The 26352-nt window shown below is 67.5% G+C and carries 23 protein-coding genes; 11 read left to right on the forward strand and 12 right to left on the reverse strand.

The genetic code is table 11. The annotated features are described in order from the left end of the window. Positions 1 to 91 precede the first annotated feature (91 nt). Positions 92 to 907, forward strand: a complete 816-nt coding sequence (locus MLP_RS10585) for an SMP-30/gluconolactonase/LRE family protein (protein WP_013863075.1) — start codon at positions 92 to 94, stop codon at positions 905 to 907. Here MLP_RS10585 and MLP_RS10590 read toward each other — a convergent pair. Further along, a complete protein-coding gene (locus MLP_RS10590; protein ID WP_013863076.1) occupies positions 904 to 3060 on the reverse strand; it encodes a S9 family peptidase in 2157 nt (718 codons plus the stop codon). The genes MLP_RS10585 and MLP_RS10590 overlap by 4 nt on opposite strands. Before the next feature lie 83 nt (positions 3061 to 3143). Between MLP_RS10590 and MLP_RS10595 the strand changes: the two genes are divergently transcribed. The 3 genes from MLP_RS10595 to MLP_RS10605 all read left to right on the forward strand — a co-directional run bounded on the left by MLP_RS10595 (position 3144) and on the right by MLP_RS10605 (position 6754). Beyond that, positions 3144 to 4622, forward strand: coding sequence for a hypothetical protein (locus MLP_RS10595; RefSeq protein ID WP_013863077.1), 1479 nt, complete (start codon positions 3144 to 3146; stop codon positions 4620 to 4622). A gap of 32 nt (positions 4623 to 4654) precedes the next feature. After that, positions 4655 to 5053, forward strand: a complete 399-nt coding sequence (locus MLP_RS10600; RefSeq protein ID WP_013863078.1) for a universal stress protein — start codon at positions 4655 to 4657, stop codon at positions 5051 to 5053. A 252-nt stretch (positions 5054 to 5305) separates the two neighbouring features. After that, complete coding sequence (locus tag MLP_RS10605) at positions 5306 to 6754, forward strand: RNA polymerase sigma factor (RefSeq protein ID WP_083843780.1); 1449 nt, start codon at positions 5306 to 5308, stop codon at positions 6752 to 6754. A 126-nt stretch (positions 6755 to 6880) separates the two neighbouring features. Here the strand turns inward: MLP_RS10605 and MLP_RS10610 are convergent, their stop codons facing one another. Next, positions 6881 to 7078 (reverse strand): DUF7455 domain-containing protein, encoded by a 198-nt coding sequence (locus MLP_RS10610; protein WP_013863080.1) that lies wholly within the window; start codon positions 7076 to 7078, stop codon positions 6881 to 6883. A 235-nt stretch (positions 7079 to 7313) separates the two neighbouring features. On the opposite strand from MLP_RS10610, the gene MLP_RS10615 reads away from it, so the two are divergent. Together MLP_RS10615 and MLP_RS10620 are read left to right on the forward strand one after the other, a co-directional pair. Next, on the forward strand, positions 7314 to 9407 hold the full coding sequence (locus tag MLP_RS10615) for a DNA gyrase/topoisomerase IV subunit B (protein ID WP_013863081.1): 2094 nt from the start codon (positions 7314 to 7316) through the stop codon (positions 9405 to 9407). A gap of 188 nt (positions 9408 to 9595) precedes the next feature. Then, on the forward strand, positions 9596 to 10621 hold the full coding sequence (locus tag MLP_RS10620; RefSeq protein WP_231851448.1) for a fatty acid desaturase family protein: 1026 nt from the start codon (positions 9596 to 9598) through the stop codon (positions 10619 to 10621). An 11-nt stretch (positions 10622 to 10632) separates the two neighbouring features. Here MLP_RS10620 and MLP_RS10625 read toward each other — a convergent pair whose 3' ends face one another. The 3 genes from MLP_RS10625 to MLP_RS10635 are packed head-to-tail and all read right to left on the reverse strand — an operon-like array spanning position 10633 to position 13780. After that, positions 10633 to 11052, reverse strand: a complete 420-nt coding sequence (locus tag MLP_RS10625) for a PIN domain nuclease (protein WP_013863083.1) — start codon at positions 11050 to 11052, stop codon at positions 10633 to 10635. A gap of 4 nt (positions 11053 to 11056) precedes the next feature. Continuing rightward, positions 11057 to 11281 carry a type II toxin-antitoxin system VapB family antitoxin gene (gene vapB, locus MLP_RS10630; protein WP_013863084.1) on the reverse strand — a complete coding sequence of 75 codons (225 nt, stop codon included), beginning with the start codon at positions 11279 to 11281 and terminating at the stop codon, positions 11057 to 11059. Positions 11282 to 11338: 57 nt separating this feature from the next. Next, entirely contained in the window at positions 11339 to 13780 is a 2442-nt protein-coding gene (locus tag MLP_RS10635; protein ID WP_041791999.1) for a DNA gyrase/topoisomerase IV subunit A, read from the reverse strand. A gap of 510 nt (positions 13781 to 14290) precedes the next feature. Here MLP_RS10635 and MLP_RS10640 point away from each other — a divergent pair. After that, complete coding sequence (locus MLP_RS10640) at positions 14291 to 14731, forward strand: YdeI/OmpD-associated family protein (protein ID WP_041789951.1); 441 nt, start codon at positions 14291 to 14293, stop codon at positions 14729 to 14731. Positions 14732 to 14815: 84 nt separating this feature from the next. On the opposite strand, the gene MLP_RS10645 is transcribed toward MLP_RS10640, so the two are convergent. The 3 genes from MLP_RS10645 to MLP_RS10655 are packed head-to-tail and all read right to left on the reverse strand — an operon-like array spanning position 14816 to position 18145. Continuing rightward, positions 14816 to 15619 carry a MurR/RpiR family transcriptional regulator gene (locus tag MLP_RS10645; protein ID WP_013863087.1) on the reverse strand — a complete coding sequence of 268 codons (804 nt, stop codon included), beginning with the start codon at positions 15617 to 15619 and terminating at the stop codon, positions 14816 to 14818. 28 nt (positions 15620 to 15647) lie between these two features. Next, positions 15648 to 16922, reverse strand: a complete 1275-nt coding sequence (locus MLP_RS10650) for an allantoate amidohydrolase (protein ID WP_013863088.1) — start codon at positions 16920 to 16922, stop codon at positions 15648 to 15650. Between the two features lie 2 nt (positions 16923 to 16924). Beyond that, positions 16925 to 18145, reverse strand: coding sequence for a pyridoxal-phosphate-dependent aminotransferase family protein (locus MLP_RS10655; RefSeq protein WP_013863089.1), 1221 nt, complete (start codon positions 18143 to 18145; stop codon positions 16925 to 16927). Positions 18146 to 18379: 234 nt separating this feature from the next. Here MLP_RS10655 and MLP_RS10660 point away from each other — a divergent pair, with 234 nt between their 5' ends. Further along, the gene (locus MLP_RS10660) at positions 18380 to 19066 is read left to right on the forward strand and encodes a histidine phosphatase family protein (RefSeq protein WP_013863090.1); all 687 of its coding nucleotides are present in this window, start codon (positions 18380 to 18382) and stop codon (positions 19064 to 19066) included. Here MLP_RS10660 and MLP_RS10665 read toward each other — a convergent pair. After that, positions 19063 to 20667: an AtzH-like domain-containing protein gene (locus tag MLP_RS10665; RefSeq protein ID WP_013863091.1), complete on the reverse strand. Its 1605-nt coding sequence runs from the start codon at positions 20665 to 20667 to the stop codon at positions 19063 to 19065. The genes MLP_RS10660 and MLP_RS10665 overlap by 4 nt on opposite strands. Then, a complete protein-coding gene (locus tag MLP_RS10670) occupies positions 20664 to 21767 on the reverse strand; it encodes an acetamidase/formamidase family protein (protein WP_013863092.1) in 1104 nt (367 codons plus the stop codon). The genes MLP_RS10665 and MLP_RS10670 overlap by 4 nt, the downstream gene beginning before the upstream one ends. Before the next feature lie 213 nt (positions 21768 to 21980). On the opposite strand from MLP_RS10670, the gene MLP_RS10675 reads away from it, so the two are divergent. From MLP_RS10675 to MLP_RS10685, 3 genes are all read left to right on the forward strand, one after another. Then, positions 21981 to 22658: a YoaK family protein gene (locus MLP_RS10675; protein WP_013863093.1), complete on the forward strand. Its 678-nt coding sequence runs from the start codon at positions 21981 to 21983 to the stop codon at positions 22656 to 22658. 121 nt (positions 22659 to 22779) lie between these two features. Further along, positions 22780 to 24174, forward strand: a complete 1395-nt coding sequence (gene dctA / locus MLP_RS10680) for a C4-dicarboxylate transporter DctA (RefSeq protein WP_013863094.1) — start codon at positions 22780 to 22782, stop codon at positions 24172 to 24174. A gap of 84 nt (positions 24175 to 24258) precedes the next feature. Continuing rightward, the gene (locus MLP_RS10685; RefSeq protein ID WP_049804521.1) at positions 24259 to 24981 is read left to right on the forward strand and encodes a FadR/GntR family transcriptional regulator; all 723 of its coding nucleotides are present in this window, start codon (positions 24259 to 24261) and stop codon (positions 24979 to 24981) included. A gap of 16 nt (positions 24982 to 24997) precedes the next feature. Here the strand turns inward: MLP_RS10685 and MLP_RS28555 are convergent, their stop codons facing one another. Together MLP_RS28555 and MLP_RS28560 are read right to left on the reverse strand one after the other, a co-directional pair. Beyond that, positions 24998 to 25684: a dihydroorotase gene (locus MLP_RS28555; protein WP_013863096.1), complete on the reverse strand. Its 687-nt coding sequence runs from the start codon at positions 25682 to 25684 to the stop codon at positions 24998 to 25000. After that, a complete protein-coding gene (locus MLP_RS28560; RefSeq protein WP_197536542.1) occupies positions 25681 to 25953 on the reverse strand; it encodes an amidohydrolase family protein in 273 nt (90 codons plus the stop codon). The genes MLP_RS28555 and MLP_RS28560 overlap by 4 nt, the downstream gene beginning before the upstream one ends. Positions 25954 to 26352 lie beyond the last annotated feature (399 nt).

Below are 26352 nucleotides of genomic sequence, written 5' to 3' on the forward strand. Positions count from 1 at the left end.
AGTGAAGTCGTTGCCGACCTGCCCTAACGATGCAGGAAATGTTGAGGTTCCAGACCGATGAAAAATACTCACACCGAGGGTCATATCCGTCATGACGACGTTCCAAACACACCAGGTTCTCTGCGGCGGGATCGGCTTCCCTGAGTCTCTTCGCTGGTCCGACGATGCCTTGTGGTACGCCGACTGGGCCGCTGGGGCCATCTATCGGCTCGGCCCTGACCTGGTGCCGAAGGAGGTGGCTCGCGGCGGTGGCTTCCCGCTCTGCTTCGATCTGCTGGCGACCCCGGATGGGCCACGTCCAGTGCTGGCCGCGGATCATCCGGCCCTTGCCGGGCTCGGCGAGTACCCCTGGAACGAGGTGCTGCTGGCAGCTGACGGCTCCGTGTACGTCAACAACATCGGATTCGCCTACGGCGAGGTGGATGCCGACCAGGCTGGTCCAGTGGGTTTCGTCGCTCTGGTCCGACCGGACGGCAGCGCCGAGCGGGTAGCCGACGGCCTCCGTTTCCCGAACGGGATGGCGCTCGACGACAACGACCGGACCTTGCTGGTCGCGGAGTCCTGGGGGAGCCGGATCACGGCGTACGCGGTGGGAGTGGACGGGCAACTGAGCGATCGACGGGTCTGGGCCGAGACCCCTGGTCTGCATCCCGACGGCATCAGCCTGGACCCGGGCGACCACACGGTGTGGCTGGCCGACGTGGGCACCTGCAGCTGCACCCGGATCGCCGAGGGCGGTGAGATCCTCGATCGGGTCGAGTTGCCACAGCCGGCGTTCGACTGCGTGGCAGGCGATCTGGGCACCGGTCCGACGCTCTATGTCGCGGTCAACGACTTCGGGGACGGCGAGGACAGCAGCGCCCCAGGCGCCGGCCCGGCCGGCCGGATTCTCGCCGTGGAGTGTTAGTCCACCTGGTCGATCAGCCAGGCGTACTCGAACGCCTTCTCCCGCCAGGCCTGATAGCGCCCGCTGACTCCGCCGTGTCCGGCGACCATCTCGGTTTTGAGCAGGATCGGTCGTTCCTCGCCGTTGGTCGCCTGCCGACGCAACGCGGCCACCCACTTGGCCGGCTCGACGTAGTAGACCCGGGTGTCGTTGAGGCTCGTCGTCGCCAGGATCGCCGGATAGGCCATCGGTCGGACGTTCTCGTACGGTGTGTAGGACTTCATATAGGCGTAGACCTCGGGGTCGTGCAGCGGGTCGCCCCACTCTTCCCACTCGATCACCGTGAGCGGCAGCTCAGGGTCGAGGATCGTGGTCAGCGAGTCCACGAACGGCACCGCGGCATGGATCGCCCGGAATCGCTCCGGAGCCAGGTTGGCGACCGCGCCCATCAGCATCCCACCGGCGCTGCCGCCGGCCGCCGCGAGCCGATCCCGACTGGTGTAACCGTGCTCGACCAGGAAGTCCGCGGCGGTGATGAAGTCGGTGAAGGTGTTCTTCTTGGTCAGGGTCTTGCCTTGTTCGTACCAGGATCGGCCGAGCTCGCCACCGCCGCGGATGTGCGCGATCGCGTACACGAAGCCGCGATCCAGCAGTGACAGCCGGGGGATCGAGAAGCTGGGCTCGATCGAGATCTCGTACGAGCCGTAGCCGTAGAGCAGCGCGGGGGCCGTCCCGTCCAGGGGCACATCGGCGCGGCGCACGATCGAGAGGGGAATCGAGGTGCCGTCGGTCGCGGTCGCCCAGCCGCGCTCCTGGACGTACCGGCTCGGGTCGTAGGCACGTCCGTCCGGGCCGGGCAGCACCGGGGTCTGCTTACGCAAGGTCAACTCGCGGGCGGCGAGATCGTAGTCGTACACGGTCGGCGGGGTGACCAGCGAGTCGAAGCCGATCCGGATGGTCTGAGTGACGTAGTTCGGACCGCCCACCGCGTAGACGTCGAACAGCGGCTCGTCGAAGGCGATGTCGGCGCCGGGGAGCAGTGATCCGTCGGTGTCGCGGGGGAGTACGTGCACCGCGGTCAGCCCGTCGCGCCGCAGCGACACCACCGCATAGTCGGAATAGGCAGCGACGTCCAGGATGCGTATGCCGAGGGTGTGGGGCAGCACCGGCGTCCATTGTTCGTGGCTGGTCGCGTCCAACGGGGCCTGCGCGAGTTCGAAGTCGGTGGCACCGTCGTTGTGCACGATCAGCAGCCGATCGCCGGCCGGCTCCACGTCGTACTCGACCCCCTGGCGTCGCGGGGCGACCAGCCGTGGCTCGCCCTCGGGATCGTTGGCCGACAGTAGTCGGTACTCACTGGTCAGCTTGCTTCCCGCGCCGAGCACGATCCACTGCCGGTCCCGGCTGGCGCTGACGCCGACCCAGAATCGTTCGTCGGGCTCGCTGAGCACCTCCGCGTCGGCGGCGGGGTCGGTGCCGAGCCGGTGTCGGAGCACCAGGTGAGGGCGCCAGGCCGCGTCAGCTCGGGTGTAGAACAGGTGCTCCTCGCCTGCCCAGGCGACCCCGTACGCGATGTCGTCGATCTCGTCTGCCAGCAACTCGCCCGTGCTGAGGTCCTTGACGCGGAGTCGGAAGCGCTCATCACCGGCGGTGTCGGTCGCGTACGCCAGCAACTGGCCGGAGCCGGACACGGTGAAGGCACCGAGGGAGAAGAACTCCTCGCCGTCGGCTTCGACGTTCCCATCCAGCAGGATCTCCTCACCGCCGATCGGGCCGTCGGTCTGCGGGGGTGAGTCGGGGCCGGCCAGTGCCGGCGTCCGGCAGTAGATGGCGTACTCCAGGCCTTCGACCGTGCGGGTGTAGTACCAGTACGCCAGGGCGGCACCGGTCGAGGGATCGGTGTGCACCGTGTAGGTCGGCACCGACAGATCGGTCTCCTGGGTCCGGGTCTTGATCTCGGTGAAGATGGCCTCGGTGAGGTCCTTCAGGTGGGCGGTCCGCGCTTCGGTGTAGGCATTCTCCGCCTCCAGATAGGCGATCACCGCCGGGTCGTTCTTGTCCCGCAGCCACTCGTACGGGTCCTCGAAGAGGTCACCGTGATGCTCCCGACGCACCGGACGCAGGTCGGCGACGGGGACAACGAGGGCAGGGTCGATCAGCTGGGACTCGGACACGACCGTGAGCGTAGTTGGGTGAGGGGAATCTTGCCGACCGAGGGCAGTAGCACTCTGCAAGGTTGTTGCGCCAGGATGGGCACATGGGCGCAGAGGTCGAAGCCAGGCAGTTCTCTCGCGAGGATCGGACACGGCATCGAGAAAAGGTCCGCCGCGGGCTCGACGCACTGGCGCGGATGCTGACCGCGTCACACTTCGACGCCGATCGGCCGATGACCGGGTTGGAGATCGAGCTCAACCTCGTCGATGACGACATGCAACCGGCGATGCGCAACGCCGAGGTGCTGGAAGCCATCGCCGACCCGGCGTTCCAGACGGAGCTGGGGCGCTTCAACATCGAGATCAATGTCGCGCCCCGACAGTTGGCTGAGGGCGGCTTCGCGTCGTTCGAGACCTCCATCCGGCGGGCGCTCAATGCTGCCGAGGACAAGGTCGAGGCGGTCGGCATCCACTTGGCGATGGTGGGCATCCTGCCGACGCTGATGCCGGAGCACGCGACGCTGGAGAACGTCAGCGAGAATCCGCGTTACTCGCTGCTCGACCAGCAGGTCTTCGCGGCCCGCGGGGAGGACCTGGAGATCGTCATCGACGGCGTGGAGCGGCTGCGGATGATCTCCGACACGATCATGCCGGAGGCGGACTGCACCTCCACCCAGGTGCATCTGCAGGTCAGCCCGGACGAGTTCGCCGGCTACTGGAATGCCGCGCAGGCGGTGGCCGGTGTTCAGGTGGCCGTCGGGGCGAACTCTCCGTTCCTGTTCGGGCGCGAGCTGGTCGCTGAATCGCGGATCCCGCTGTTCGAGCAGAGCACCGACACCCGGGCCGAGGAACTGAAGATCCAGGGTGTCCGGCCCCGGGTCTGGTTCGGGGAACGGTGGATCACCTCGATCTTCGATCTGTTCGAGGAGAACTCCAACTACTTCCCGGCACTGCTCCCGATCAGCACCGACGAGGATCCGATCGCCGTGCTGGATGACGGCGGCGTGCCGACGTTGGACGAGCTGCGGCTGCACAACGGCACCGTGTATCGCTGGAACCGACCCGTGTACGACATCAGCGGTGGTTCGCCCCATCTGCGGGTGGAAAACCGGGTGCTGCCGGCCGGCCCCACGGTGGTCGACACCCTGGCCAACGCCGCCTTCTTCGCCGGACTGGTGCGCGCGCTGGCTGCCCAGGACCGGCCGATCTGGACCCAGATGTCCTTCCAGGCGGCGAACGAGAACTTCATCTCCGGTATCCGGCACGGCATCAACGCCGACGTCTACTGGCCGCGGATCGGCCAGGTCAAGGTAGCCGAGCTGGTGGTCCGCCGGCTGCTGCCGATGGCGGCCGAGGGTCTGGCCGAGTGGGGCGTCTCAGATGCGGAGTCCGGTCGATTGCTGGACGTGATCGAGCAGCGTTGCCTTCGTGCAGCAAACGGGGCCACGTGGCAGACTGCCGTGGTGTCGCGCCGGGAGCAGGCGGGGGAGTCCCGGCCTGAGGCCTTGAGCGGCATGCTCCGGACCTACTTGGAGCTGATGCACACCAACGTACCCGTTCACCTGTGGGAGATCGCGCCGTGAGTGAGGCCCTGACCCAGGCACCGTCAGAAGCCGTGACCGATGAGACCGAGCGTGGGTCGGCGGCGGCTGAATCGGTCATCGTGGTCGGCTATTCGCCCAAGCCGGAGGGCCGGGCGGCGCTGGAGCGTTCCGTGTCCGAAGCCCGGTTGCGCGGATCGCGGCTGATCGTGGTCCACACCTCGCCGGAGCCGGAGGTGGCCGAGCTCACCGCTGAGCTGGATGCGGCCGGCGTGGCGTACGAGGTGGCGTCGACCGTCGACGGCCTCGATCCGGCCGAGGAACTGATCAGCACAGCCAACCGCACCGACGCCGAGTTCATCGTCATCGGTCTGCGGCGACGCTCGCCGGTGGGCAAGCTGCTGCTGGGGAGCAATGCACAGCGGGTGCTGCTGGATGCCAGCTGCCCGGTGCTTGCCGTCAAGGCTGAGTAGTCGAAGGGCGCGTCGTCGAGGACGCGCCGTCCCAGGGCGCTCGATCGTGAGCGCGGTCACGGGGTGATCCGCGACGACTGAAGGGCCGAAAACCGGTCAATCCGTGAAGTCTTTGAACTTCGTGTCAGAATGTCCGTTGGAGCACCTATTGACATCCAATGGGCCGCTGCCTGCCCTGAAACCAGACCAGCCCGGTGAGCATGCTTGCCGAGCAGACTGCACCGCCCGACTCGTACGTCCGAGAGGTTCTTTGTGACACCCCCCTCCGAAGTCCATCTGTCAGCTCCGGCCGTGGAGGCCGCGACCGGCAGAGCGCAACAGGTCAGCGCTCCCGTGGCGAAGAAGGCGAGCGCCAAGAAGGCGCCCGCTCGGCTGCAGGCTGTGGACGCGGATGCGTCGGCGACCACGAAGGCTGCCGCGAAGAAGAGGCCCGCCAAGAAGGCGCCGGCCAAGAAGGCCGCGGCGCCACAGGCGAAGGCGACGGCCGCCAAGGGCGATGGCGCCGAGGTCCCCGAGCTGAAGCCGGATGCCGTCGACCTGGTGGTCGAGGACATCGAGTTGGACACCGACGACGACGGAAACGGCGCCACCAGTGTCGAGGTCGCCGTGGACGGCGACGAGGTCGTGGTGAAGGTCGGCAAGAAGCGGACTTTGGACGACGTCGACGAGTCCACCTTCGAGCCGGCCACGGAGGCCAAGCTGGAGGGCGAGCTCACCGAGGATCAGGGCTTCACGCTGTCCGAGGCCGACGATGCCGACGAGCCCGAGCAGCAGGTGATGGCGGCCGGCGCCACGGCGGATCCGGTCAAGGACTATCTGAAGCAGATCGGCAAGGTCGCGCTGCTGAACGCCGAGCAGGAGGTCGAGCTCGCCAAGCGGATCGAGGCCGGCCTGTTCGCCGACGAGATGTTGAACGACGACGCCGTCACGGTGGAGCGTTCCGACCTCGATGACTACGAGTGGATCGCCGAGGACGGTCGGCGGGCCAAGAACCACCTGCTGGAGGCCAACCTCCGCCTGGTCGTGTCGCTGGCCAAGCGCTACACCGGCCGCGGCATGCTGTTCTTGGACCTCATCCAGGAGGGCAACCTCGGTCTGATCCGTGCGGTGGAGAAGTTCGACTACACCAAGGGCTACAAGTTCTCCACGTACGCGACCTGGTGGATCCGGCAGGCCATCACCCGCGCCATGGCCGATCAGGCCCGCACCATCCGCATCCCGGTGCACATGGTCGAGGTCATCAACAAGCTCGCTCGGGTGCAGCGGCAGATGCTGCAGGACCTCGGTCGCGAACCCACCCCGGAGGAGCTCGCCAAGGAGCTCGACATGACCCCGGAGAAGGTCGTCGAGGTCCAGAAGTACGGTCGCGAGCCGATCTCGCTGCACACCCCGCTGGGCGAGGACGGCGACTCCGAGTTCGGTGACCTGATCGAGGACTCCGAGGCTGTGGTGCCGGCCGACGCGGTCAGCTTCACGCTGCTGCAGGAGCAGCTGCACGATGTCTTGGACACCTTGTCCGAGCGCGAAGCAGGTGTGGTGTCGATGCGCTTCGGCCTGACCGACGGCCAGCCCAAGACGCTGGACGAGATCGGCAAGGTCTACGGCGTCACCCGCGAGCGGATCCGCCAGATCGAGTCCAAGACGATGTCGAAGCTCCGGCACCCGTCCCGCTCCCAGGTTCTGCGGGACTACCTGGACTGAAACGCGCCTGCCGAGGGCCGTGGCAACGTTGCAGGAATCGGCGAGGCTTGCCCGAGCAGCGGGCCCGGAGAACAGATCGGCCCCTCGTACCAGTGGTACGAGGGGCCGAGTCGTTCTCGAGAAGTGCTACTTGATGCGCTCGGTCTCGTCATGGATGCGCAGGGCGACCTGCTTGAGCTTGTCCGCGTGCTCCTTGCTGTGGTGTGCACAGAAGAGAAGCTCGAATCCGCTTGCCATGATGACTCGAACGTAGGCCTGCGCTCCGCAGCGATCGCAGCGGTCGGCCGCATTCAAAGCGGTCTCTTCGACGACGGTGGTGGTCATAGTGGCCTCTCTTCCTCAGCCATGCTGTTGCATGTTCGGAGTGCTCGTACTGGCCCGGCGATACATCGTGCTGCCGACTTGTCTATCAGACGCCGTCCGGCAGGCCGTTGACTCGATCGAACCAGTACACCCAGTGAACATCCAACCAGGCTCTGATGTTCCTTTTTCTCATCTCAGGTCCATGACTCTTGTGTAACGACTCGGTCCCGAGAGGGCTCGACGGTACCCTCGCACCGTGCCCAACACCAAGCCTGCCCCATCGGACCAACCGGGCCGGGAGAGTCGAGACTACGAGGCCCGCCATCTCCTCGTCCTCGAGGGCTTGGAGGCCGTACGCAAACGCCCAGCGATGTACATCGGCTCGACCGACACCCGCGGCCTGATGCACTGCCTGTGGGAGATCATCGACAATGCCGTCGACGAGGCCCTCGGCGGGTTCGGCCGTGAGATCAAGATCACCCTCGCCCGCGACGGCAGCATCTCGGTGCATGACCAGGCCCGGGGCATCCCGGTCGACGTCGAGCCCCGGACGGGACTGTCCGGCGTCGAGGTCGTCTTCACCAAGCTGCACGCCGGCGGGAAGTTCGGTGGTGGCTCCTACAACGCGACCGGCGGTCTGCACGGCGTCGGCTCGTCGGTGGTCAACGCGTTGTCCAGCCGGCTCGACGTCGAAGTGGACCGGGGCGGCACGACCTGGGGGATGTCGTTTCGGCGCGGTACGCCGGGCATCTTCGACGGCGATGGCCCGACGGCGAAGTTCACCCCCGGCAGTGGACTGCGCAAGGTCGGTCGCACCAAGAGGGGGGTGACCGGCACCCGAGTCCGCTATTGGCCGGATCGGCAGATCTTCCTCAAGGACGCTCAGCTCTCCCTGGACGACCTCTACAACCGGGCCCGCCAGACCAGCTTCCTGGTGCCCGGGCTGGCCTTGCAGGTCGACGACGAACGCAGCGCCGAAGTGACCACCGAACGCTTCCTGCACGAGGGCGGGATCGCGGAGTTCTGCGAGTTCCTGGCTCCTGACGAGGCCGTCACCGAGGTCGTTCGGCTACAGGGTCAGGACCGGTTCACCGAGACCGTGCCGATGCTCGACGACGCGGGGCACATGACCCCGACCGATGTCGAGCGCGACCTCGACATCGACATCGCGGTGCGCTGGGGGACCGGCTACGAGACGACCACGCGCTCGTACGTGAACATCATCGCCACCCCCAAGGGCGGCACCCATGTCGCTGGCTTCGAGCGCGCGCTGACGAGGTCGTTCAGCAACGCCCTGGAGGGCACCCGGCTGCTGAAGTCGGGGGAGGAGATCGTCAAGGACGATGTGCTGGAGGGGATGACCTCGGTCGTCACCGTACGGCTCGCCGAGCCGCAGTTCGAGGGCCAGACCAAGGAAGTGCTCGGCACGCCGCCGGTGGCCGGGTTGGTCGCCAAGGCCGTCAACCGGGAGCTGACCGCCTTCCTGACCTCGACCAAGGGGGCGACCAAGGCGCAGGCCCGGGCGGCGATGGAGAAGGTGGTCGGCGCCTCTCGGGCCCGGGTGGCAGCCCGGCAGCACCGCGAGGCGCAGCGGCGGAAGAATGCCCTGGAGTCGTCCTCGCTGCCGACGAAGCTGGCCGACTGCCGCAGCACCGATGTCGACCGGACCGAGCTGTTCATCGTGGAGGGCGACTCGGCGATGGGGACCGCCAAGCTGGCCCGCAACTCAGAGTTCCAGGCGCTGCTGCCCATCCGGGGGAAGATCCTCAATGTGCAGCGCGCCTCGGTCGGCGACATGCTCAAGAACGCCGAGTGCGCTTCGATCATCCAGGTGGTGGGGGCCGGCTCCGGTCGCACGTTCGACCTGGATGCGGCGCGCTACGGCAAGATCATCTTCATGGCCGACGCCGACTCCGACGGCGCCCATATCCGCTGCCTGCTGGCCACCTTGTTCTTCCGCTATATGCGGCCACTGGTCGATGCCGGCCGGGTGTTCACCGCGGTGCCGCCGCTGCACCGGTTCGAGCTGACCAACCCGCGCAAGGGCATGGAGAAGTTCATCTACACCTATTCCGACGCCGAATATCAGCGCAAGGCCGCCGAGCTGACCAAGCGGAACCTGAACTTCAAGGAGCCGCAGCGCTATAAGGGCCTGGGGGAGATGGATGCCGACCAGTTGGCTGACACGACGATGAGCCCGCGGCATCGGACGCTGCGTCGGATGACCGTGGACGACGGGCTGATCGCCGAGACCACCTTCGAGATGCTGATGGGCAATGAGGTGGCGCCGCGCAAGGAGTTCATCGTCGACGGTGCCTACCGGCTGGACGCCTCCGCCATCGACGCCTGAGGCCAGGCGCCCGCGTCTTGCTGCCCAAGGAGGTAGGCTTGACACATCTTCATAGGCATCCGCATCTGAGAACCGCGATCCGCTGCCTGTTCAGCGACTGGGAAGTCGGCGGACGGCCCTGCGGGGCCTAATGATCGGATCTCGTGATGACTCCCGACTCAGTGCTCCCCGTGCGGGCAGCAAATCGAGTGACGCAGTCTTATACCGCGCTCGCTCAGCACGTGCGGACGGCGGGCCTGAACAGTCGTACGCGGTGGTTCTACGGGTTGCTGTGTGCCGGGTTGCTGCTCGGCCTAGCCGGCATCGCGACGGGGGTCATCCTGCTCGGCCACACATGGCTGCAACTGTTGATGGCCGGCGCTCTCGGGGTGCTGCTGACGCAGGTCGCGTTCGTCGGGCACGAGGCGTCGCATCGCCAGGTGTTGGCGTCGGGCCCCGCGAACGATCGAGTCGGCTGGGTGTTGGCGACGGTCCTCGTCGGCATCAGCTACTCGTGGTGGATGAACAAGCACACCCGCCACCACGGCAACCCGAACAAGCTGGGCAAGGATCCCGACATCGAGGTCGACACGTTCTCGTTCGTGACCGAGGACGCCGCAGGTCGACGTGGGTTGATGGCCTGGTTCACCCGCCATCAGGGCGTGTTCTTCTTCCCGTTGTTGCTGCTGGAGGGTGTGAACCTGCACGTGAAGTCGGTCCGTAGCCTCTGGACGAACCGCCAGACCAAAGGCCAGCGGCTCGAACTGACCGTGCTCACCCTTCGATTCGTGATCTATCTCGCCGCAGTCTTCTGGTTCCTGCCACTGGGAATGGCTTTTGCCTTTCTCGGCATCCAGCTCGCCGTCTTCGGGCTGTACATGGGCGCCTCGTTCGCGCCCAACCACATCGGGATGCCGATCGTGCCGCGGGACGTGAAGCTCGACTTCCTCAGCAAGCAGGTGCGCACCTCGCGGAACGTGTCAGGCGGCTGGTGGGCCACCGTGTTGATGGGTGGACTCAACTACCAGATCGAACACCACCTGTTCCCGAGCATGCCGCGGCCGCACCTGGCCGCAGCCCGACGACTGGTCCGCGAGCACTGCCGGGTGGCCGATGTGCCGTACGCCGAGACGAATCTCATTGCGGCCTGGGGGATCGTGATCCGCTACCTCAACGAGGTCGGGCTCGCCGCCAAGGACACCTTCCGCTGCCCGATCCTCGGCCAGCTGCGCTGACCGGTGTTGGTCTAGAAGTCTCCGCTCAGGCGCTCGACGGGCTGGTTGGTGACCTCGGAGATGAGATCGAAGTCCTTGTCGACGTGTAGGAGGGTCAGCCCTGAATCCTCTGCAACGGCGGCAATGAACAGGTCTGCGACACCGACCGCACGGTGACGACCTCGACCGGCCAAGAGACCTTGAACCTCCAGCGCGCGGGACTCGGCGCGAGGGCTGATGCCTATCAACGGCATCAGCGCGAGCGGTGGACCGTGCTGCAGCCGCGTCCAGTCGTCGGCGCTCATCGTGGAGAAGCCGAGCTCAGCCATAGTCAGTGGCGTCACCGTCACCAAACCACGCTGGATCCTGTTCAGCCAGGTGGCCTGATCGGGCGAGGCGGGCAGCCGGACGAGCGCAGACTTGTCGATCAGCCACGCCCTGGTCGCCGTCACCGGACTACTCCCAGGCTCGTCGCATGAGGTCCTCGTCGAGGACGCCCTTGGCGAGTTCGGCGACCTGCTGCAGATCATCGAGGGTCACTTGACTCAGCGCGTGCCGTCTCGCGATCTCGTGGGTTTCGCGGCGCAGCAATTCGTTGCGGGACAGCCCTTGGCCTGCGGCCAGCGCGTCAATGCGTTCCAGATCCTCGTCATCCACATTGCGAATGAGCACGTCGGTCATTCGATATCGCCTCCAAAGCCGATGATATCAACGACGTTCGCAAGGTGGGTCACGTACTCAGCGGCTCGGCGAGGAAACCGCGGCGATCGGTTGCCCCGCGGGCACCCCGGAGCCATCCCGCCGGCCGTCCGCATCCGGCAACTCGACTGGAGCGCCGCTGGCTGCGGCGGCCCAGGCCGGGGCGGGCCCGGCCCAGGCGAGCAGCAAGGTGTCCTCGCCCTTCAGGAAGCGGTGACAGCGGACCCCACCGGTGGCGCGACCCTTGCCGGGATATTCGTCGTACGGGCTCACCTTGACCGAGCCGGCATCGGTGCCAGGCAGCGCGGTTGACGAGCCACTGATCGAGACCACCACAGCGTCTTCGGCAGGCACGGAGCCGAAGAACACCACCTGCGCGCCAGCGGTCAGCTTGATGCCGGCTACCCCGCCGCCGGAGCGTCCCTGAGCCCGTACCACCGACGCTGGGAAGTGCAGCAGCTGGGCATCGGAGCTGATGAAGGTCAGCTCCTCCTGCTCGCTCTGCACCTCGACGGCCCCGACCACGGAGTCGCCCGGATCCAACCGGATCACGTCCCAGGAGTCGCGTCCCAGCACCTCGGGATTGACCCGCTTGACCACCCCGCGCGCCGTGCCCAGCGCCAGCCCGAGGGAAGTCTCGGCCAGCGTGGTCAGGCACAGCACCTGCTCGCCCTTTTCCAGCGTGACTAGCTCCGAGACGTGCGTACCCCCTTGGAGATTGGGGGCGTTCGCCGTAGCCGGCACGGTCGGCAGGTCGAGTGCGCTGATCTTGATCAGCCGACCGGCCGAGGTGATCACGCCCAGCTCTCCGCGGGCGGTGCCGCGGACGGCGGAGACGATCACATCGTGGTTGGCCCGGCCACCACCGGATGACAGCGGGTCGCCGGACGCAGTCCGCGCCAGCAACCCGGCCGAGGACAGCAGTACCCAGCAAGGGTCGTCGGCGATCTCCAGCGGTGTGCTGGCCGCGGTCGTCGTGACCCCGCTGGAGGCGAGCAGGATGGTCCGGCGCGGGGTGCCGTGCTGTTTGGCGATCGCCGCCAGCTCGTTCCCGACCAACGTACGCAGCTGCTCGGGGTTCTCCAGGATCTCGGTCAGCTCGGCGATCTTGGCCTGCAGCTCGTCGCGCTCGGACTCCAGCTCGATCGTGGAGTACTTGGTCAGCCGGCGCAGCGGCATCTCGAGGATGTAGTTGGCCTGGGTCTCGGTCAGCTCGAAGGCCTCGATCAACCTGGTCCGGGCGTGGGCCGTGTCGTCGCTGGAGCGGATGATGGCGATCACGTCGTCGATGTCCAGGATCGCGATCAACAGGCCCTCGACCAGGTGCAGCCGATCGGCGGCCTTGGTCCGGTCGAACTCGGTGCGTCGCCTGGTGACCTCGTAGCGATGCTCGAGATAGACCGTGAGCAGTTCCTTCAGCGTCAACGTACGCGGCTGGCCGTCGACCAGCGCGACCGCGTTGATCGCGAACGAGTCCTCCAGTTTGGTGCCCTTGTAGAGCTGCTCGAGGATCGCCTCGGGGTGATAGCCATTCTTGATCTCGATCACGAGCCGGGTGCCGTTGGTCAGGTCGGTGAGGTCCTTGACGTCGGCGATGCCCTGCAGCTTGCGTGAGGTGACCAGGTTCTTGATCTGCTCGATCACCTTCTCCGGTCCGACCATGTGCGGTAGCTCGGTGACCACGATGCCCTTGCGACGCGGGTGCACCTGCTCGATCCGGGTGGTCGCCCGGACCCGGAACGACCCCTTGCCGGTCGTGTACGCGTCGCGGATCCCGTCCAGGCCGATGATCTTGCCACCACCGGGCAGATCCGGCCCCGGGATGAAGCGCATCAGGGCATCGACGTCGGCGTCCGGGTGCTTGATCAGGTGCCGTAGTGCCTGGACGACCTCGATCAGGTTGTGTGGCGCGCAGTTGGTCGCCATGCCGACCGCGATCCCGGATGCGCCGTTGACCAGCAGATTGGGAAACGCGGCCGGCAGCACCGTCGGCTCGGTGTCCTTGCCGTCATAGTTGGGCTTGAAGTCGACGGTGTCGGAGTCCAGCCCGTCGGTCATCGCGAGGGCCGCCGGGGCCATCCGGCACTCGGTGTAGCGCATCGCCGCCGGCCCGGCGTCGGGAGAGCCGAAGTTGCCGTGCCCGTCGACCAGGGTGAGCCGCATGGTCCACGGCTGCGCGGTGCGGACCAGCGCGTCGTAGATCGCGCCGTCGCCGTGCGGGTGGTACTTGCCCATCACCTCGCCGACCACCCGGGCGCATTTGACGTGCCCTCGGTCTGGTCGGACACCCATCTCCTGCATCGAGTAGAGGATCCGGCGCTGCACCGGTTTCAACCCGTCGCGGGCATCCGGCAGCGCACGGGAGTAGATCACGGAGTACGCGTACTCGAGATAGCTGGTCTGCATCTCTGAGGACACGTCGATGTCGACGATGTGCTCGGTGAAGTCATCCTCGACCGGGGGCTGGTTACGGCGGGCCACGAAGAGGATTCTGCCCCGTGCCACCTTGCGACACGCTCAGCCCGCGCCGAGACAGCCCATGACCTCGGTCGATCGGAGTGTTCGCGAGGTCAGCGAGGTAGCCAGCGGCTGGGCTGGATGGCGCGCCCCAAGACAGCGCAGCCGAGCACGGCAGACGTGATCGTGATTCCGATGGTGGGACCGACGCCGTGATGCGACGACAGCGATCCGACGATCGCGGGCAGCAGCACGTACGCCGGGATCTCCCCGAGACAAACCCGCTCAGCGCGCCCAGGGTCCCCAGCGAGTTGGCGCTCACCAAGCGGCGTCGGAGGCGCCCAGGCCGGCTTTGATGTCTGGGAGACGTCCGATCCCGCTCACGGCCTGAGCTCGCCGGCCGGGCATGCGTCAAGTTTGGTGTGCCGAGAAGGAGATTTGGCACCGGTTTCCCGCCGGATTGGGTGCCAAAACTCCTTCTCGATGCGGCGGGTGGGCTTGCGGGCCGGGGTGACGCCGAGGCACCATCACCCGATGGCGCTGCAGATCCACACCGTCCTGGAGCCCATGGGCCCCGCCACCGCGATCGAGCTGACTGATGAGCAGGTGGTCGAGCTCGGCGGCGGCAAACGGGCCGCGGTCCTGGTCACCATCGGTGACCGGACCGGCCGGTTGCGACTGGCCGTGATGGGCGGCAAGAACCTGATCGGGCTGTCGAAGGCGGCCCGAGCCGACCTCGGTGTGGCGATCGGGGACGAGGTGACGGCTTCGATCGCGCTGGACACAGCCGAGCGAACAGTCGAGGTGCCTGAGGATCTGGCGGCGGCTCTCGACGCCGATCCACAGCTGCGCGCGGCCTTCGACAAGCTGCCCTACACCCATCGCAAGGAACATGTGCGAGCGATCACCGACGCCAAACGTCCCGAGACCAGGGCGCGCCGGATCGCCGCAGCTGTAGAGATGCTCCAGCGGTGACAAACGCGGTCCTCAATCCCTGATATGGCCGCGACACGCCGGGGATCGGCGGTTGAGGCACGGGCATGTCACGCGTTCGGCCGGTCAGCCGTCCTCGACCTCGCCCAGTTCGCGGTACAGCTCGGCGATCGCCACGGCGCGAGCACGGCCTCGCTCGCCCAAGGCGTCCTGCACCGCTGACGCGACCTGGGCAACCAGGGCCATCGCACCCTCGTAGGAGTCGAAGGCGCCCGTCCCAGCGATCGGGCAGCTCAGCCCGAAAGCGTGTCCGACCAGGTGTTCCGCGCCTGAGGGATCGACGATGGCCAGCACCTTGACCGGCGCCGCTCGCAGCTGGTCCATCAGCGTGCCGAAGAAGGCCGGTCGGCGCCGGAAGCCGATCGCGATCACCAGATCCGTGGCCTCGAGATCGACAAGCTCCTCGGCCAGCGTCTGCCCGGGCAGCGGTGCCAACGCCACCCCCGGCCGAGCCTGCGCCAGCTGCTGGCGGAGATGCAAGGCAACCGGGAAGCTGTTGCGGAAACCCACCACCACGATCCGCCGCGCGGCCACGATCGCTGCGACGATCCGGGCCTGCCCCACTTCCGTCAGTGCATCGGCGGCCGCGCGCAGGTTGTCCGGCGCCGCGAGGGGCGCCGGGTAGCCGACCGGCACTCCCCGGGCCCGCTCGGCCAGCACCTCGGTCCGGGCGTGCTGAGCACCATTCCAACCGAGGCTGCGCAACAGTCGGCTGACGGTCGCCTTCGAGACTCCGGTACGCCGGGCGAGCTCGGTCGAGCTGAACAGCACGACATCGTCCGGACGCTGTCTCAGATGCTCGGCGACCACACGCTCCGCCGGGCTCAGTCGGTCGACGGCCTGGTCGATCCGGGTCTGTAGGTCGCTCATCCTGCCTCCCGCCACAGGCTAGCGGAGGCTAGCGGGCGTGTTCCCGGGCGAGGTGGACGATCGCCTCGGCGAAGGCACGCAGTCCCACGGCGATGTCCTCGGTGCTGACGTACTCGTCGGGGTGGTGACTGATCCCGTCCGGGTTGCGCAGGAAGAGCATGCCGATGTCGGCGATCCGACCGATGGCCATCCCGTCGTGCCCGGCCGGGCTGAACAGACTGATCGGATCGGTCTGTCCGCTGCCCTCGATCCCGGCACGCATCACGTCCATCAGCAGCGGTTCACAAACCATGGCACTGGCGGTGTGCACCTCCCGGGCCTCCCATCGCAGGCCGCGCCGCCCCGCGATCTGGTCCAGCTCCCGGGTGAGCGCGGCCCAGACCCGGTCCCGAGTGCCCTCGAGCTCGCCGCGCAGATCGAGGCTGAGTCGCGCCTCACCCGGGACGACATTGACCGCGCCCGGGTACGCGTTCAACTGGCCGACAGTGCCGATCAGATGATGCTCGGCAAGGCACAGCCGTTCCACCGCGATGGCGATCTCACTGGCTCCGAGCAGCGCGTCGTGCCGCATGTCGTAGGGCGTGCCGCCGGCGTGCCGGGCCTCGCCGCGGATGGTGATCTGGAATCTTCGGGCACTGGCGATCGAGGAGACCACCGCCAGGGGCTGGCCGGCCCGGTCCAACTGCGGGCCCTGCTCGATATGAGCCTCCAGATAGCCGACCAGCTCGTCGGGCCGCCGGGCCGCCTCGCCGACTCGGCTGGGGTCGAGGCCGAACTCCAAGAACGCCTGGCGCACGGTGATCCCGTACGCGTCGGTGAGCTCCCACCAGGCCGGGTCCCAGGAGCCGGCGACCGCGGCACTGCCCAGCAGCGCCTTGCCGAATCGGGTGCCCTCCTCGTCGGAGAAGGCGACCACCTCCAGGCAGAACGGGAACGTCGGGATCCGCGACCGCAGCAGCCGGACCACCTCGATGGCCATCAGCACTCCGAGGATCCCGTCGAACCGGCCGGCGTCCGGGACCGTGTCGAGGTGCGAGCCGAGCATCAGCGCTGGCGCCTCCGGATCACGTCCGGAGATCCGCCCCACCTGATTGCCTGCCGCATCCTGGTGGGTGGTCAGACCGACATCACGCATCCACTCCGCGGCCAGCCGGTTGGCCCGAGCGTGCTCGGGCGAGAGATACACCCGTTCCACTCCGCCGCGGAGCGAGGAGATCCGGGCGAGCTCGTTGCAGCGCGCCATGATCCGGCGGGCCGAATTGGCCAGACCGTCGGCGGTGAGCTCGAGGAGCGGGATCGTCATCCTCAGCCCTCATACACCTCGAGCGCCGCGTCCACCCCGGCACCGCTGGTGCCGGCCCGGACACCGCCTCGACGCAGCACATTCTCCAACGCCGCCAGCGTCGTCAGCACCGCATCCTTGCGGGCGTTGTAGCCCATCGTGCCGATCCGCCAGACTCGGCCGGCCAATGGGCCGAACGAGGTGCCGATCTCGACGCCGAAATCGGCGAGCAGCGCGGCTCGGGCCCGGTCGCCATCGATGCCCGCGGGGATCTCGACCGCGACCACGTTGTTCATCTTGTGGGTCACGTCGCCGAACACCTGCAAGCCGAGGCCCTGGACGCCGGCCAGCATCGCCAGGCCGGCCAGGGCGTGCCGATCGATCACTGCCTGTCGGCCTTCGGCCAGGATGATCCTGGCGCATTCGCGGGCGCCGTAGAGCATGCTGGTCGCCTCGGTGTGATGGTTCAACCGCCGCGGACCCCAATAGTCGAGGATCTGCCCCAGATCGAAGTAGTTCGACCGGATGACGTCCGGCGAAGCCTCGTCGGTCTCCAGGGCGATGCCTGCTTCGACCTTCGTCCGTCCGCGGATCACCGCCACGGCCCGCTCGGACAGGCTGATCGGTGCCGAGCCGGAGGGTCCGGACAGGCACTTCTGCAGGCCGGCGGTGGCTGCGTCCAGGCCCCAGGCGTCCATCGCGAAGTCGTTGCCGCCGAGCGAGGCGGTCGCGTCGGTGTAGAAGAGAGCTCCGTGCCGCGCGCAGATCTCGCCCAACTCGTCCAGCGGCTGGTTCATGGTGGTCGCGGTGTCGCCGTAGACGACCGCGAGCAGCCGTGGCTTCACCCTGGCGATTGCGTTGGCGATGACCGAGACCGGGAACACCTGGCCCCACTCGGTCTCGATCGTGTGTACGTCGGCGCCGGCCCGCTCGGCGATCTCGACGAGCAGATGGCCGAACCGGCCGAAAACCGGCACCAGCACGCGGTCGCCGGGCTTGACCAGCGACACGATCGCCGCCTCGATGCCGGCCCGCGAGGTGCCGTCCACCAGCAGTGTCGCCTCGTTCGTGGTGGCCCAGACCTGGCGGTACAGAGCCTGGGTCTCGGTCATGTAGTCGGTCATCGCCGGGTCGTACTGGCCGATGAGCTGCGCCGACATCGCACGCAACACCCGCGGGTCCGCGTTGATCGGCCCGGGCCCCATCAGGAGCCGCGGAGGAGGGTTGATCGGCAGACTGGACACGAGGCCACCTTCGGCAAGAATCGAATGTTTCAGACTGAATGATACGAAACACTCGTTTCAGTCCTGTTACATCAGACGCGAGCGGGAAGACGGCGCGCCCGGCGTGCGGAGGAACGATGAGCGAAGGCACGCTTTCCCCCTTCGCGAAGAGCGACGACGTAGCCGGTGAACGCGTGCCACCTTCGCGAACGGACGCGACAACTCACCGACACTCCGCCACGGCAGGATGGCCTGATGCGCTTCGTTCTCATCCGGCACGGACAGTCGATCAACAACCTGCTGTGGGCCGAGACCGGCGACTCGATCGGCCGTCACCACGACCCCGTGCTCTCGCCGTTGGGGCACCAGCAGGCCCAGTTGCTCGGTGATGTTCTGGCCGACGGAGTGCTGCCATGGCGGATCACACAGCTGCACTCCAGTCTGATGACCCGTGCGGTGCAGACCGCAGCACCACTGGCCGACGCACTCGATCTACCGCTGATCGGGCATCCGGAGGCGTACGAGACCGGCGGTCTGTACGTGGAGGAGGTCGCCGGCGTAAGGATCCCGCATCGGGGAGCGACGGCCGCCGACCTGCAGTTGCTGTCGCGGCGACTGATCCTGCCGGACAGCGCGCGTGCCGACGGCTGGTTCCCCGGCCCGTACGAGGACGGCGATGCGCTGATCATGGACCGGGCGCGCCGGGTGGTCGCCGATCTGCGGGCTCGGCACGACGACGATGACGTGGTGGCGCTGGTGATGCACGGCGCCTTCTTCCAGTACCTGTTCCGAGCCTTGCTCGGCATCGACACCATGAGCGGTTGGATCGTCAAGCACAACACGGCCATGACGCTGGTCGCCGACGAGTCTGTCGGCGGCATCACCATCGCCCACCGGATCGACTGGACGCCGCACCTCACCGACGACCAACTGACGCTCTAGTTCCCGCTCGCGTCCTGAGTCGCGGCCTCGATCGCTCGAACCCAGCGCAGCAGGTCGAGGTCTCGTTCGGCCGGGCCGACGAAACAGACACCGACCGGCGCGGGGCCGAGCAACGACGGCACGGTGAGGAGCGGGGCCGACAAGGCCGGCAGGCCGCCGATGCCGGCGAGGCTGGTCATCCTCAGTGTCGCTGCTCGGACCGTCTCGATGGTCGGGCCGTCAGCCGTCCGGGCTGGAGCCGGGCCAGGTGCGGTGGGCAGCACCAGGATCGCCTCGTCGGTCAACGCGCGGATCCGCTGACGCATCCGGCTCAGCTCGTTCTGGGCCGCACGTTCCTGTTCGGTGGTGACCCGCGAGGCCATCTCCAAGCGGGCGGCGATATCCGGTCCCAGAGCCCCGGGATGCGCCTCCACCCAGGCGCCGTTGTTGCGCCAGGCCTCCGCGGACTGGACGGTGCGGAACACCTCCAGATAGGCCGAGAGATCGCCGACCTCGACGATGTCGACACCGTCCACCTGATCGGTCGCCGCGGCCCGGTCCAGCCAGGCCTGAAAGGCATCACGGGTGTCTGCCTCGGTGCAGGCCAGTGCCTCGGCGGGCACCGCGATCCGCCGCGGCAGCTGCGCGTCCGGAGTGAGATCGGCCTCCGGGTCGTCGGCGGAGCTGTCGGTGATCAGCACCCAGGTCGCCACCCGATCCAGGGTCTCCGCATCCCGGGCCAACCAGCCGACGGTGTCGAAGGTCTGGGACAGCGGCAGCATGCCCTGCCGTGGCACGATCCCGTGGGTGGTACGCAGACCCCAGAGTCCTTGGTAGGAGGCAGGCACGCGGATGGACCCGGCGGTGTCGCTGGCCAGCCCGACATCAGCCTGCCCCAGGGCGACCGCAGCCGCCGGTCCATTGGACGAACCCCCCGGCAGGGCGCCCGGCAGTGCGCCGTTCGGTGGGGTTCCGTAGTGGACGTTGGCGCCGGCAATGCTGTACGCGAACTCGTCGGTGCGGGCGATTCCGCGCAGCGAGGCGCCGCCGCGCAGCAGATCGCTGACCGCGGGTGCAGTGGCCTGTTCGCGCCGGCGTTCCCGTAGCCAGGTCGGATTGCCGGCGCCGATCCGGTAGCCGCGGATGGCGAACAGGTCCTTGACCGCCACGGTCAGGCCAGCCAGCGGGCCCTCCCAGGCTCCCTGAGACAGGGGATCGCCGACCGTCCGCCAGACCGAGCGGTCGAAGGCCTGGGCGCGTCCGGTGACGTGCGCGGCCGTGATCAGCCACTGGCCGTCGACCTGCTCCCAGATCTGGGTCTGTACGCCCTGACCGCCGTCGCGGTAGCGGGACACCGACACCAGCAAGACGACGTCCGGCCCGAGGACGCGGGTCTCGAGCCGGACGATCTCGCGCGGCGGTACACCGCCGCGGAGTCCGCGGAAGTCGCTGATCGCCTCGTGGCCGACCAGCAGCCCGGCGGCGTCGGCGCGCATGGTCGTCGCGCGGCGGGCGAAGGCGGCGTCCAAGGCTTCGAGGTCATTGGCCAGGATCGCCCGCTCGTAGGCCTCGAAGGCGGCGAGCAGTTCGGGCGACGGCACCGTCGCAGGTGCATCGGTCATCGTTCGATCCTCTCGAAATCGGCCTCGCGGATCCGGGCGTGGACCCCGGTGACCAGGTCGACCACCTGGGAGATGCGGAAATCGGTGGCGGCGCTGAGATAGGCGTAGGCAAGGTGCTCAGCCATGCCCCAGCGAGCCTGGATCAGCGACAACGCCTGTCGGACGCAGGCGCGTACCGCTTCGTCCAGGTCGGGGTCCATCCCGGTCGGCACCAGATACCCGTCGGCTCGGCCCAGGGGTCCGAGGACCTCGCCGAACTCGGCCAGCGCGTCGGCCCGTTTCACCAGGTCGAAGCGCAGGGTCACCCGCAGCGACGCCTCCAGTGCGGTCAGCGCCACCTCGCCGTCCCCTTGGGCGAAGTGTGGGTCGCCCACGTACGCCAACGCGCCGGGCACCTGCACGGGCAGATACAGGGTCGAACCAGGCCCGAGCAGGTTGATGTCGATATTGCCGCCGTGCGGACCCGGCGGCACCGAGTGCGGCCGGTCGTCGCCGGCGGCAGCGACGCCCATGATCCCCAGGAACGGGTACAGCGGGAACTCGACGACCGGCTCACCGTCCGCCACCAGCGGCAGCCGGCCCACCAGGTGACCGTCGCGTTCGTAGATCGAAGCGAAGACGCTGACCGTCTCCGGGGTACGCGGCAGCTCCCCGGGCAGGGCACCACGGCCATGCCGGTTGGAGATCACGCCGTACGGCACCCGCGGTGTGGTCTCCAGCACGGTCAGCGCCAGCAGGTCACCGACCTCGGCTCCCTCGACCAGGATCGGTCCGGTCACCACATGCGGACCGTCCCGCTTCACGTCACGGGCGAGATCGCGGGCGACCGCGATCGCATCGCTCAGCACCGCCTCCGCCGGGACGCCATGCCCGCCGAAGTAGCCCAGCGGGTCCTTGCCCTGATCTTCCAGCACGCCCTCATGACTGATGGTGTCGATGGTCACCGTGGCGCCTGGCGCCACCGTCAGCACCGGGGCATCGGCCGCGCACGGCAGCCGGCCCCAGAGCACGTGCTGGACCTCGGCAGGCAGGTAGACGTCGCCCTGGATCGCACCGATCCCAGGCTGCAGGATCGGGAAGCCGGGGCAGTACATCGCCATCGGGGTCCTCTCGGTCGGCGTGAACGCACTGCGGACGATTGTGCACGGGAAGTGGTCGGACCACCAAGATTGTCCGCATGAACTGTGCTCGATGGTCGCGCCGCGCGCTCCGCGGTCATCGAGTTTCGCGAATCTCGCTCGTTCGTCGCGATTTCAGTGCGACGACGAACGTGTCGCACTGAATCGCTCCTGCACTCCCGAGAGGCTTCACTCGTGACCGATACCACCACGAATCGACCGTCGCATCCGCTCATCCTGATGCTGGTCCTCACCTTCTCCACCGGCATGATCGACGCCGTCGGCTATCTCGGTCTCGACCGGGTGTTCACCGCCAACATGACCGGCAACATCGTGATCCTCGGCATGGCGCTCACCGGGACCGCGAGTCTGCCGGTGATCGGCCCGCTGATCGCGCTGCTGACCTTCGTGGCTGGCGCAGGCCTCGCCGGGCGGCTGCTGCGCGCCGCCCGCCCGGGATGGAGCGGGCTGACCACGACCTCCTTCACCCTCACCGGCGGGACCGTGCTGCTCGTCGGGGTGGCCTGCCTCGCCTGGCATCCCGTACCAGGCACTCCCTGGGGTGATGTGGTCACCGGCACCCTCGGCCTGGCGATGGGGGTGCAGGCCGCCTGTGCCCGAAAGCTGGGAGTCAAGGACGTCACCACGGTCGTGATCACCTCGACGATCACGGGACTCGCGGCCGACGCCTGGTTCGCCGGTGGGTCGAGCGAGAACTGGGGTCGACGGCTGCTCGCCGTGCTGTTGATGCTGGTCGGCGCCGCGGTAGGTGCGTTGCTGCTGCACATCGACATCGCGTTCGGCTTACTGGTTGCCGGCGCCATCGTGTTGAGCACCACGGCCATCGGTCATACCCGGCGACATGCCAGCTAGAAAGTGGTCCGACCGAAGTGGTCAGACCGTAATCCGATAGTTACGCACGGCGTCGGCCGTCGTAATGCGCGGGAGATGGAGTGAGGACGACACCTGGCATCCCCACGTAAGGAGTACCCCCATGGCATCCGCGAAGACGAGCGAGGGCCTCTACGAGATCGATTCGAACCAGAAGCTGCGGGTCAAGCAGCCGATCTGGAAGTCGCTGTTCTTCCAGCTGATCGTGGCGATCATCGCCGGCATCATGATCGGCTGGCTGTGGCCGGATGTCGGGTCGGCGTTGAAGCCCTTGGCCGACGGCTTCATCAAGCTGATCAAGATGCTGATCGCGCCGATCATCTTCTGCACCGTGGTGATCGGCATCGCCCACGTCGGGGACTTGAAGGCGGTCGGCAGGATCGGGGTGAAAGCCTTGATCTACTTCGAGCTCGTCACCACCTTTGCGCTGGTGTTCGGCCTCCTCGTGGGCAACATCGTGCGGCCCGGCGCCGGTTTCAACGTCGACCCGGCCACGCTGGCTGGTGGCGAGCAGGCTCTCGCCGAGAAGACGTCGAACGGCGAACTGCCACACACGGTCGAGTTCTTGCTGAGCATCATCCCGCACTCGGTGCTGTCGGCCTTCGTCGACAATGTGCTGCTCCAGGTGCTCTTCTTCGCGGTGCTCTTCGGGCTGGCGCTGGCCAAGCTCTCGGCCCACTCGCAAACCCTCTACAAGGTCGTCGACCAGTCCAGCCACGTGTTCTTCACCATCATCGGCTGGGTGATGAAGCTGGCACCGTTGGGTGCATTCGGTGCGATGGCCTACATCATCGGCCAGTACGGCATCGGTTCACTCGCGAGCTACGGCAAGCTGATCGCGGCGTGCTACCTCGCGGCGGTGCTCTTCATCGTCATTCTCGGGCTGATCCTGAAGTGGTTCACCGGGATCAACCTGTGGAAGATGCTGGTCTACATCAAGGACGAGCTGTTCCTGGCACTCGGCACCGCGTCGACCGAGGTGGTCCTGCCCCGGATCATGGCCAAGCTCTCCCATGCCGGCTGCAACCGGGCGGTCACCGGTCTGGTGGTGCCGACCGGCTACTCCTTCAACCTCGACGGTGCCACCCTCTACCTGTCGATCTGCGTGCTGTTCCTCTCCCAGGCCCTCGGGGTCGACCTGAGTCTCGGCGAGCAGATCGTCGCCTGCCTGGTGCTGATGCTGACCTCGAAGGGCATGGCCGGGGTGCCCGGCTCGTCGTTCCTCGCGCTGTCGGCGACCATAGCCGCCATCGGTCACGGCGCCATCCCGGTCGCGGCGGTCGCGCTGCTGCTCGGTGCCGATCGGATCATGGACTCGATGCGGGTGTCGGTGAACCTGCTCGGCAACTGTGTCGCCACCTTCGTGGTGGCAGCCTGGGAAGGCAAGCTCGACAAGGAGCGGGCCGCACTGGTGCTGAGCGGTGCGGACGTGCCGCCGCTCGAGGAGGACGCGGCGACCCACGAGATCGCGCCCGAGGAGGAACTGCTCAAGGCCTGAGGACCATGGTGCCAGGTGACAAGATGAGGGGAGCGACTCCGTTCGCTCTCCTCATCGGTGCATCGGAAGGTGGACAAAGCCCCCATGGCAGCTCTGGACAGCCACGTCAGAACGCTTCCCCGGTCCAGTGCCTCGGTCGCCGACGACATCGTCCACCACATCGAGCGGCTGATCGTGACCGGCGACTTCGGTGGTGGCGATCGGCTGCCGGCAGAGCGGACGCTGGCCAACGATCTCGGGGTCTCCCGGGCTGCCTTGCGGGAGGCGCTCGGTCGGCTGGAGACGGCGGGTCTGGTGGTACGGCGGCACGGCAGCGGCACCAGGGTCACCCGTGAGGTCCCGTTGAGCGCCTCGCTGGCGACCCGATTGGAGCACGCCGACGACGACTTCGAACACGCTGCCGAGTTCCGCGAGGCAGTGGAGCCCCAGATCGCGCGGCTGGCTGCCCTTCGCATCACCGAGGGCGAACTGGAGGAACTGCGAGCGCTGCTGGCCAGGTCGGCCGAGGAGGTCCCGGCCGACGAATCGGTACGGCTCGATGTGGCCTTTCATGGGGCGGTGGCGCGGGCCTCGCGGAATCCATTGTTGACCTCGCTGGGTGAGCTGACGGCATCCTGGACGGTCGAGGCGCGGGTCTATTCGCACCTCGAGGGCGAAGGGCGGCGGATCTCCCACGACGGGCACAGTCGGATCCTGGCTGCGCTGGAGTCGGGCGACGCCGACGCTGCCCAGGCGGCCATGGCCAGCCATCTGCTCGAGATCCGCGAGGTGATCGACCGGGTCCGTTCGATGGCCGCAGATGACTAGAGCTCACCGGCAAGCACTATCGGGAGCGAGCGCTGAGCAGTCGGCCCTGCCTGCTCAGCAGACCCGCCGTAGCCGACCACACCGGCTCGCCGCGCAAGTAGGTCGTCTCGACCACCCCGATCAGACGTCGACCGTGCCAGGGTGAGATCGGGTTGCGATGCTGTAGCCGGGCGGCGTCGACCGTCCATGACTCGCCCGGATGGAAGACCACCAGGTGGGCCGGAGCTCCTGCAGTGATCCGACCCAGCCGATCCAGTCCGGCGACCCTGGCCGGGCCGGTGGTAAACAGCGGCAGAAGCTGCTCCAGACCGATGCCGCGAGCTTGGGCCTCCGTCCAGGTGGCGGCCAAAGCGGTCTGCAAGCCCGCGATGCCGCCCCAGGAGAGTCCGAAGTCCCCGTCAGCACGATGCTTCTGCTCCACCGTCGAGGGGGAGTGGTCGCTCACGATGGCGTCGATGGTCCCGTCCAGAACGCCGGCCCAGAGGCCGTCCTGATTCGCCCGGTCGCGGATCGGTGGGCAGCACTTGAACTCCGGTGCGCCGTCGGGGACCTCGTCAGCAGCCAGAGTCAGATAGTGCGGGCAGGTCTCTGCGGTCACCGGCAGACCAGCTGACCGTGCTGCCCGGACCAACTCGAGCGAGCCGGCATCGGCAAGGTGAACGACGTGCGCGCGAGCGCCGGTCGCTTCGACGCCGGCGATCACCCGAGCAATTGCCCGGGCCTCGCTGGCTGCTGGCCGCGTGGCCAGGAAGTCTGTGTAGCGCCGTCCCAGAAGCCGACATCGACGGCGAGCTTGCCGGACGTGGCGGCGCGCTTTCTGGCAAGTGCGGCGGGTGAGATGGTCGGCGGGATGCTGTTCAGCGGCATGTCCACCACCGTCGTCGTGCCCCCTGCGGCAGCCGCGGCCGTCGCGGTGGCAAAGCCCTCCCAGGTGGTCCGTCCCGGCTCGTTGACGTGCACATGGGTGTCCACCAGCCCAGGGAGCAACACCGCAGCGGCGGGGACCTGGATGATCGGACTCCTGCCGGGAGGGGGCTGTCCAGCTCAGCGATCATCCCGCGCTCGACCAGAAGTGTCGCCGGGCGGAACTCGCCCTCGATGAATGCACGGTCGGCGCGGAAGGCGACGAGTCCCACATCGTTCGTCGTCATGGTGGACCTGCCGTTCTGAGCTGTTCCGGGGACAGTCCCAGGACCTCGGTCAGGCTAGGCAGCCCGATCGCGACCGCCGTGTCTCCGGTGTTACGAGGCCATGACAAACGACGGCCCAGTCCGGATCTCTCAGCTGCGTGAGGGCATGTCACACGGTCTTTACACCGGAGTAACGACTCGCGTGCTCGCTCTGACTAGCGTCTTTGCAAATGGTCAGACC

The sequence above is a fragment of the Microlunatus phosphovorus NM-1 genome, from assembly GCF_000270245.1.
GTDB lineage: Bacteria > Actinomycetota > Actinomycetes > Propionibacteriales > Propionibacteriaceae > Microlunatus > Microlunatus phosphovorus.

What these genes read in the sequence shown, in the direction of transcription:
- MLP_RS10585 (WP_013863075.1), top strand. Translation starts at nt 92, where the DNA reads ATGACGACGTTCCAAACACACCAGGTTCTCTGCGGCGGGATCGGCTTC.
- MLP_RS10595 (WP_013863077.1), top strand. Translation starts at nt 3,144, where the DNA reads ATGGGCGCAGAGGTCGAAGCCAGGCAGTTCTCTCGCGAGGATCGGACA.
- MLP_RS10610 (WP_013863080.1), bottom strand. Translation starts at nt 7,078, where the DNA reads ATGACCACCACCGTCGTCGAAGAGACCGCTTTGAATGCGGCCGACCGC.
- vapB (WP_013863084.1), bottom strand. Translation starts at nt 11,281, where the DNA reads ATGACCGACGTGCTCATTCGCAATGTGGATGACGAGGATCTGGAACGC.
- MLP_RS10640 (WP_041789951.1), top strand. Translation starts at nt 14,291, where the DNA reads ATGGCGCTGCAGATCCACACCGTCCTGGAGCCCATGGGCCCCGCCACC.
- MLP_RS10645 (WP_013863087.1), bottom strand. Translation starts at nt 15,619, where the DNA reads ATGAGCGACCTACAGACCCGGATCGACCAGGCCGTCGACCGACTGAGC.
- MLP_RS10650 (WP_013863088.1), bottom strand. Translation starts at nt 16,922, where the DNA reads ATGACGATCCCGCTCCTCGAGCTCACCGCCGACGGTCTGGCCAATTCG.
- MLP_RS10660 (WP_013863090.1), top strand. Translation starts at nt 18,380, where the DNA reads ATGCGCTTCGTTCTCATCCGGCACGGACAGTCGATCAACAACCTGCTG.
- MLP_RS10665 (WP_013863091.1), bottom strand. Translation starts at nt 20,667, where the DNA reads ATGACCGATGCACCTGCGACGGTGCCGTCGCCCGAACTGCTCGCCGCC.
- MLP_RS10670 (WP_013863092.1), bottom strand. Translation starts at nt 21,767, where the DNA reads ATGGCGATGTACTGCCCCGGCTTCCCGATCCTGCAGCCTGGGATCGGT.
- dctA (WP_013863094.1), top strand. Translation starts at nt 22,780, where the DNA reads ATGGCATCCGCGAAGACGAGCGAGGGCCTCTACGAGATCGATTCGAAC.
- MLP_RS10685 (WP_049804521.1), top strand. Translation starts at nt 24,259, where the DNA reads ATGGCAGCTCTGGACAGCCACGTCAGAACGCTTCCCCGGTCCAGTGCC.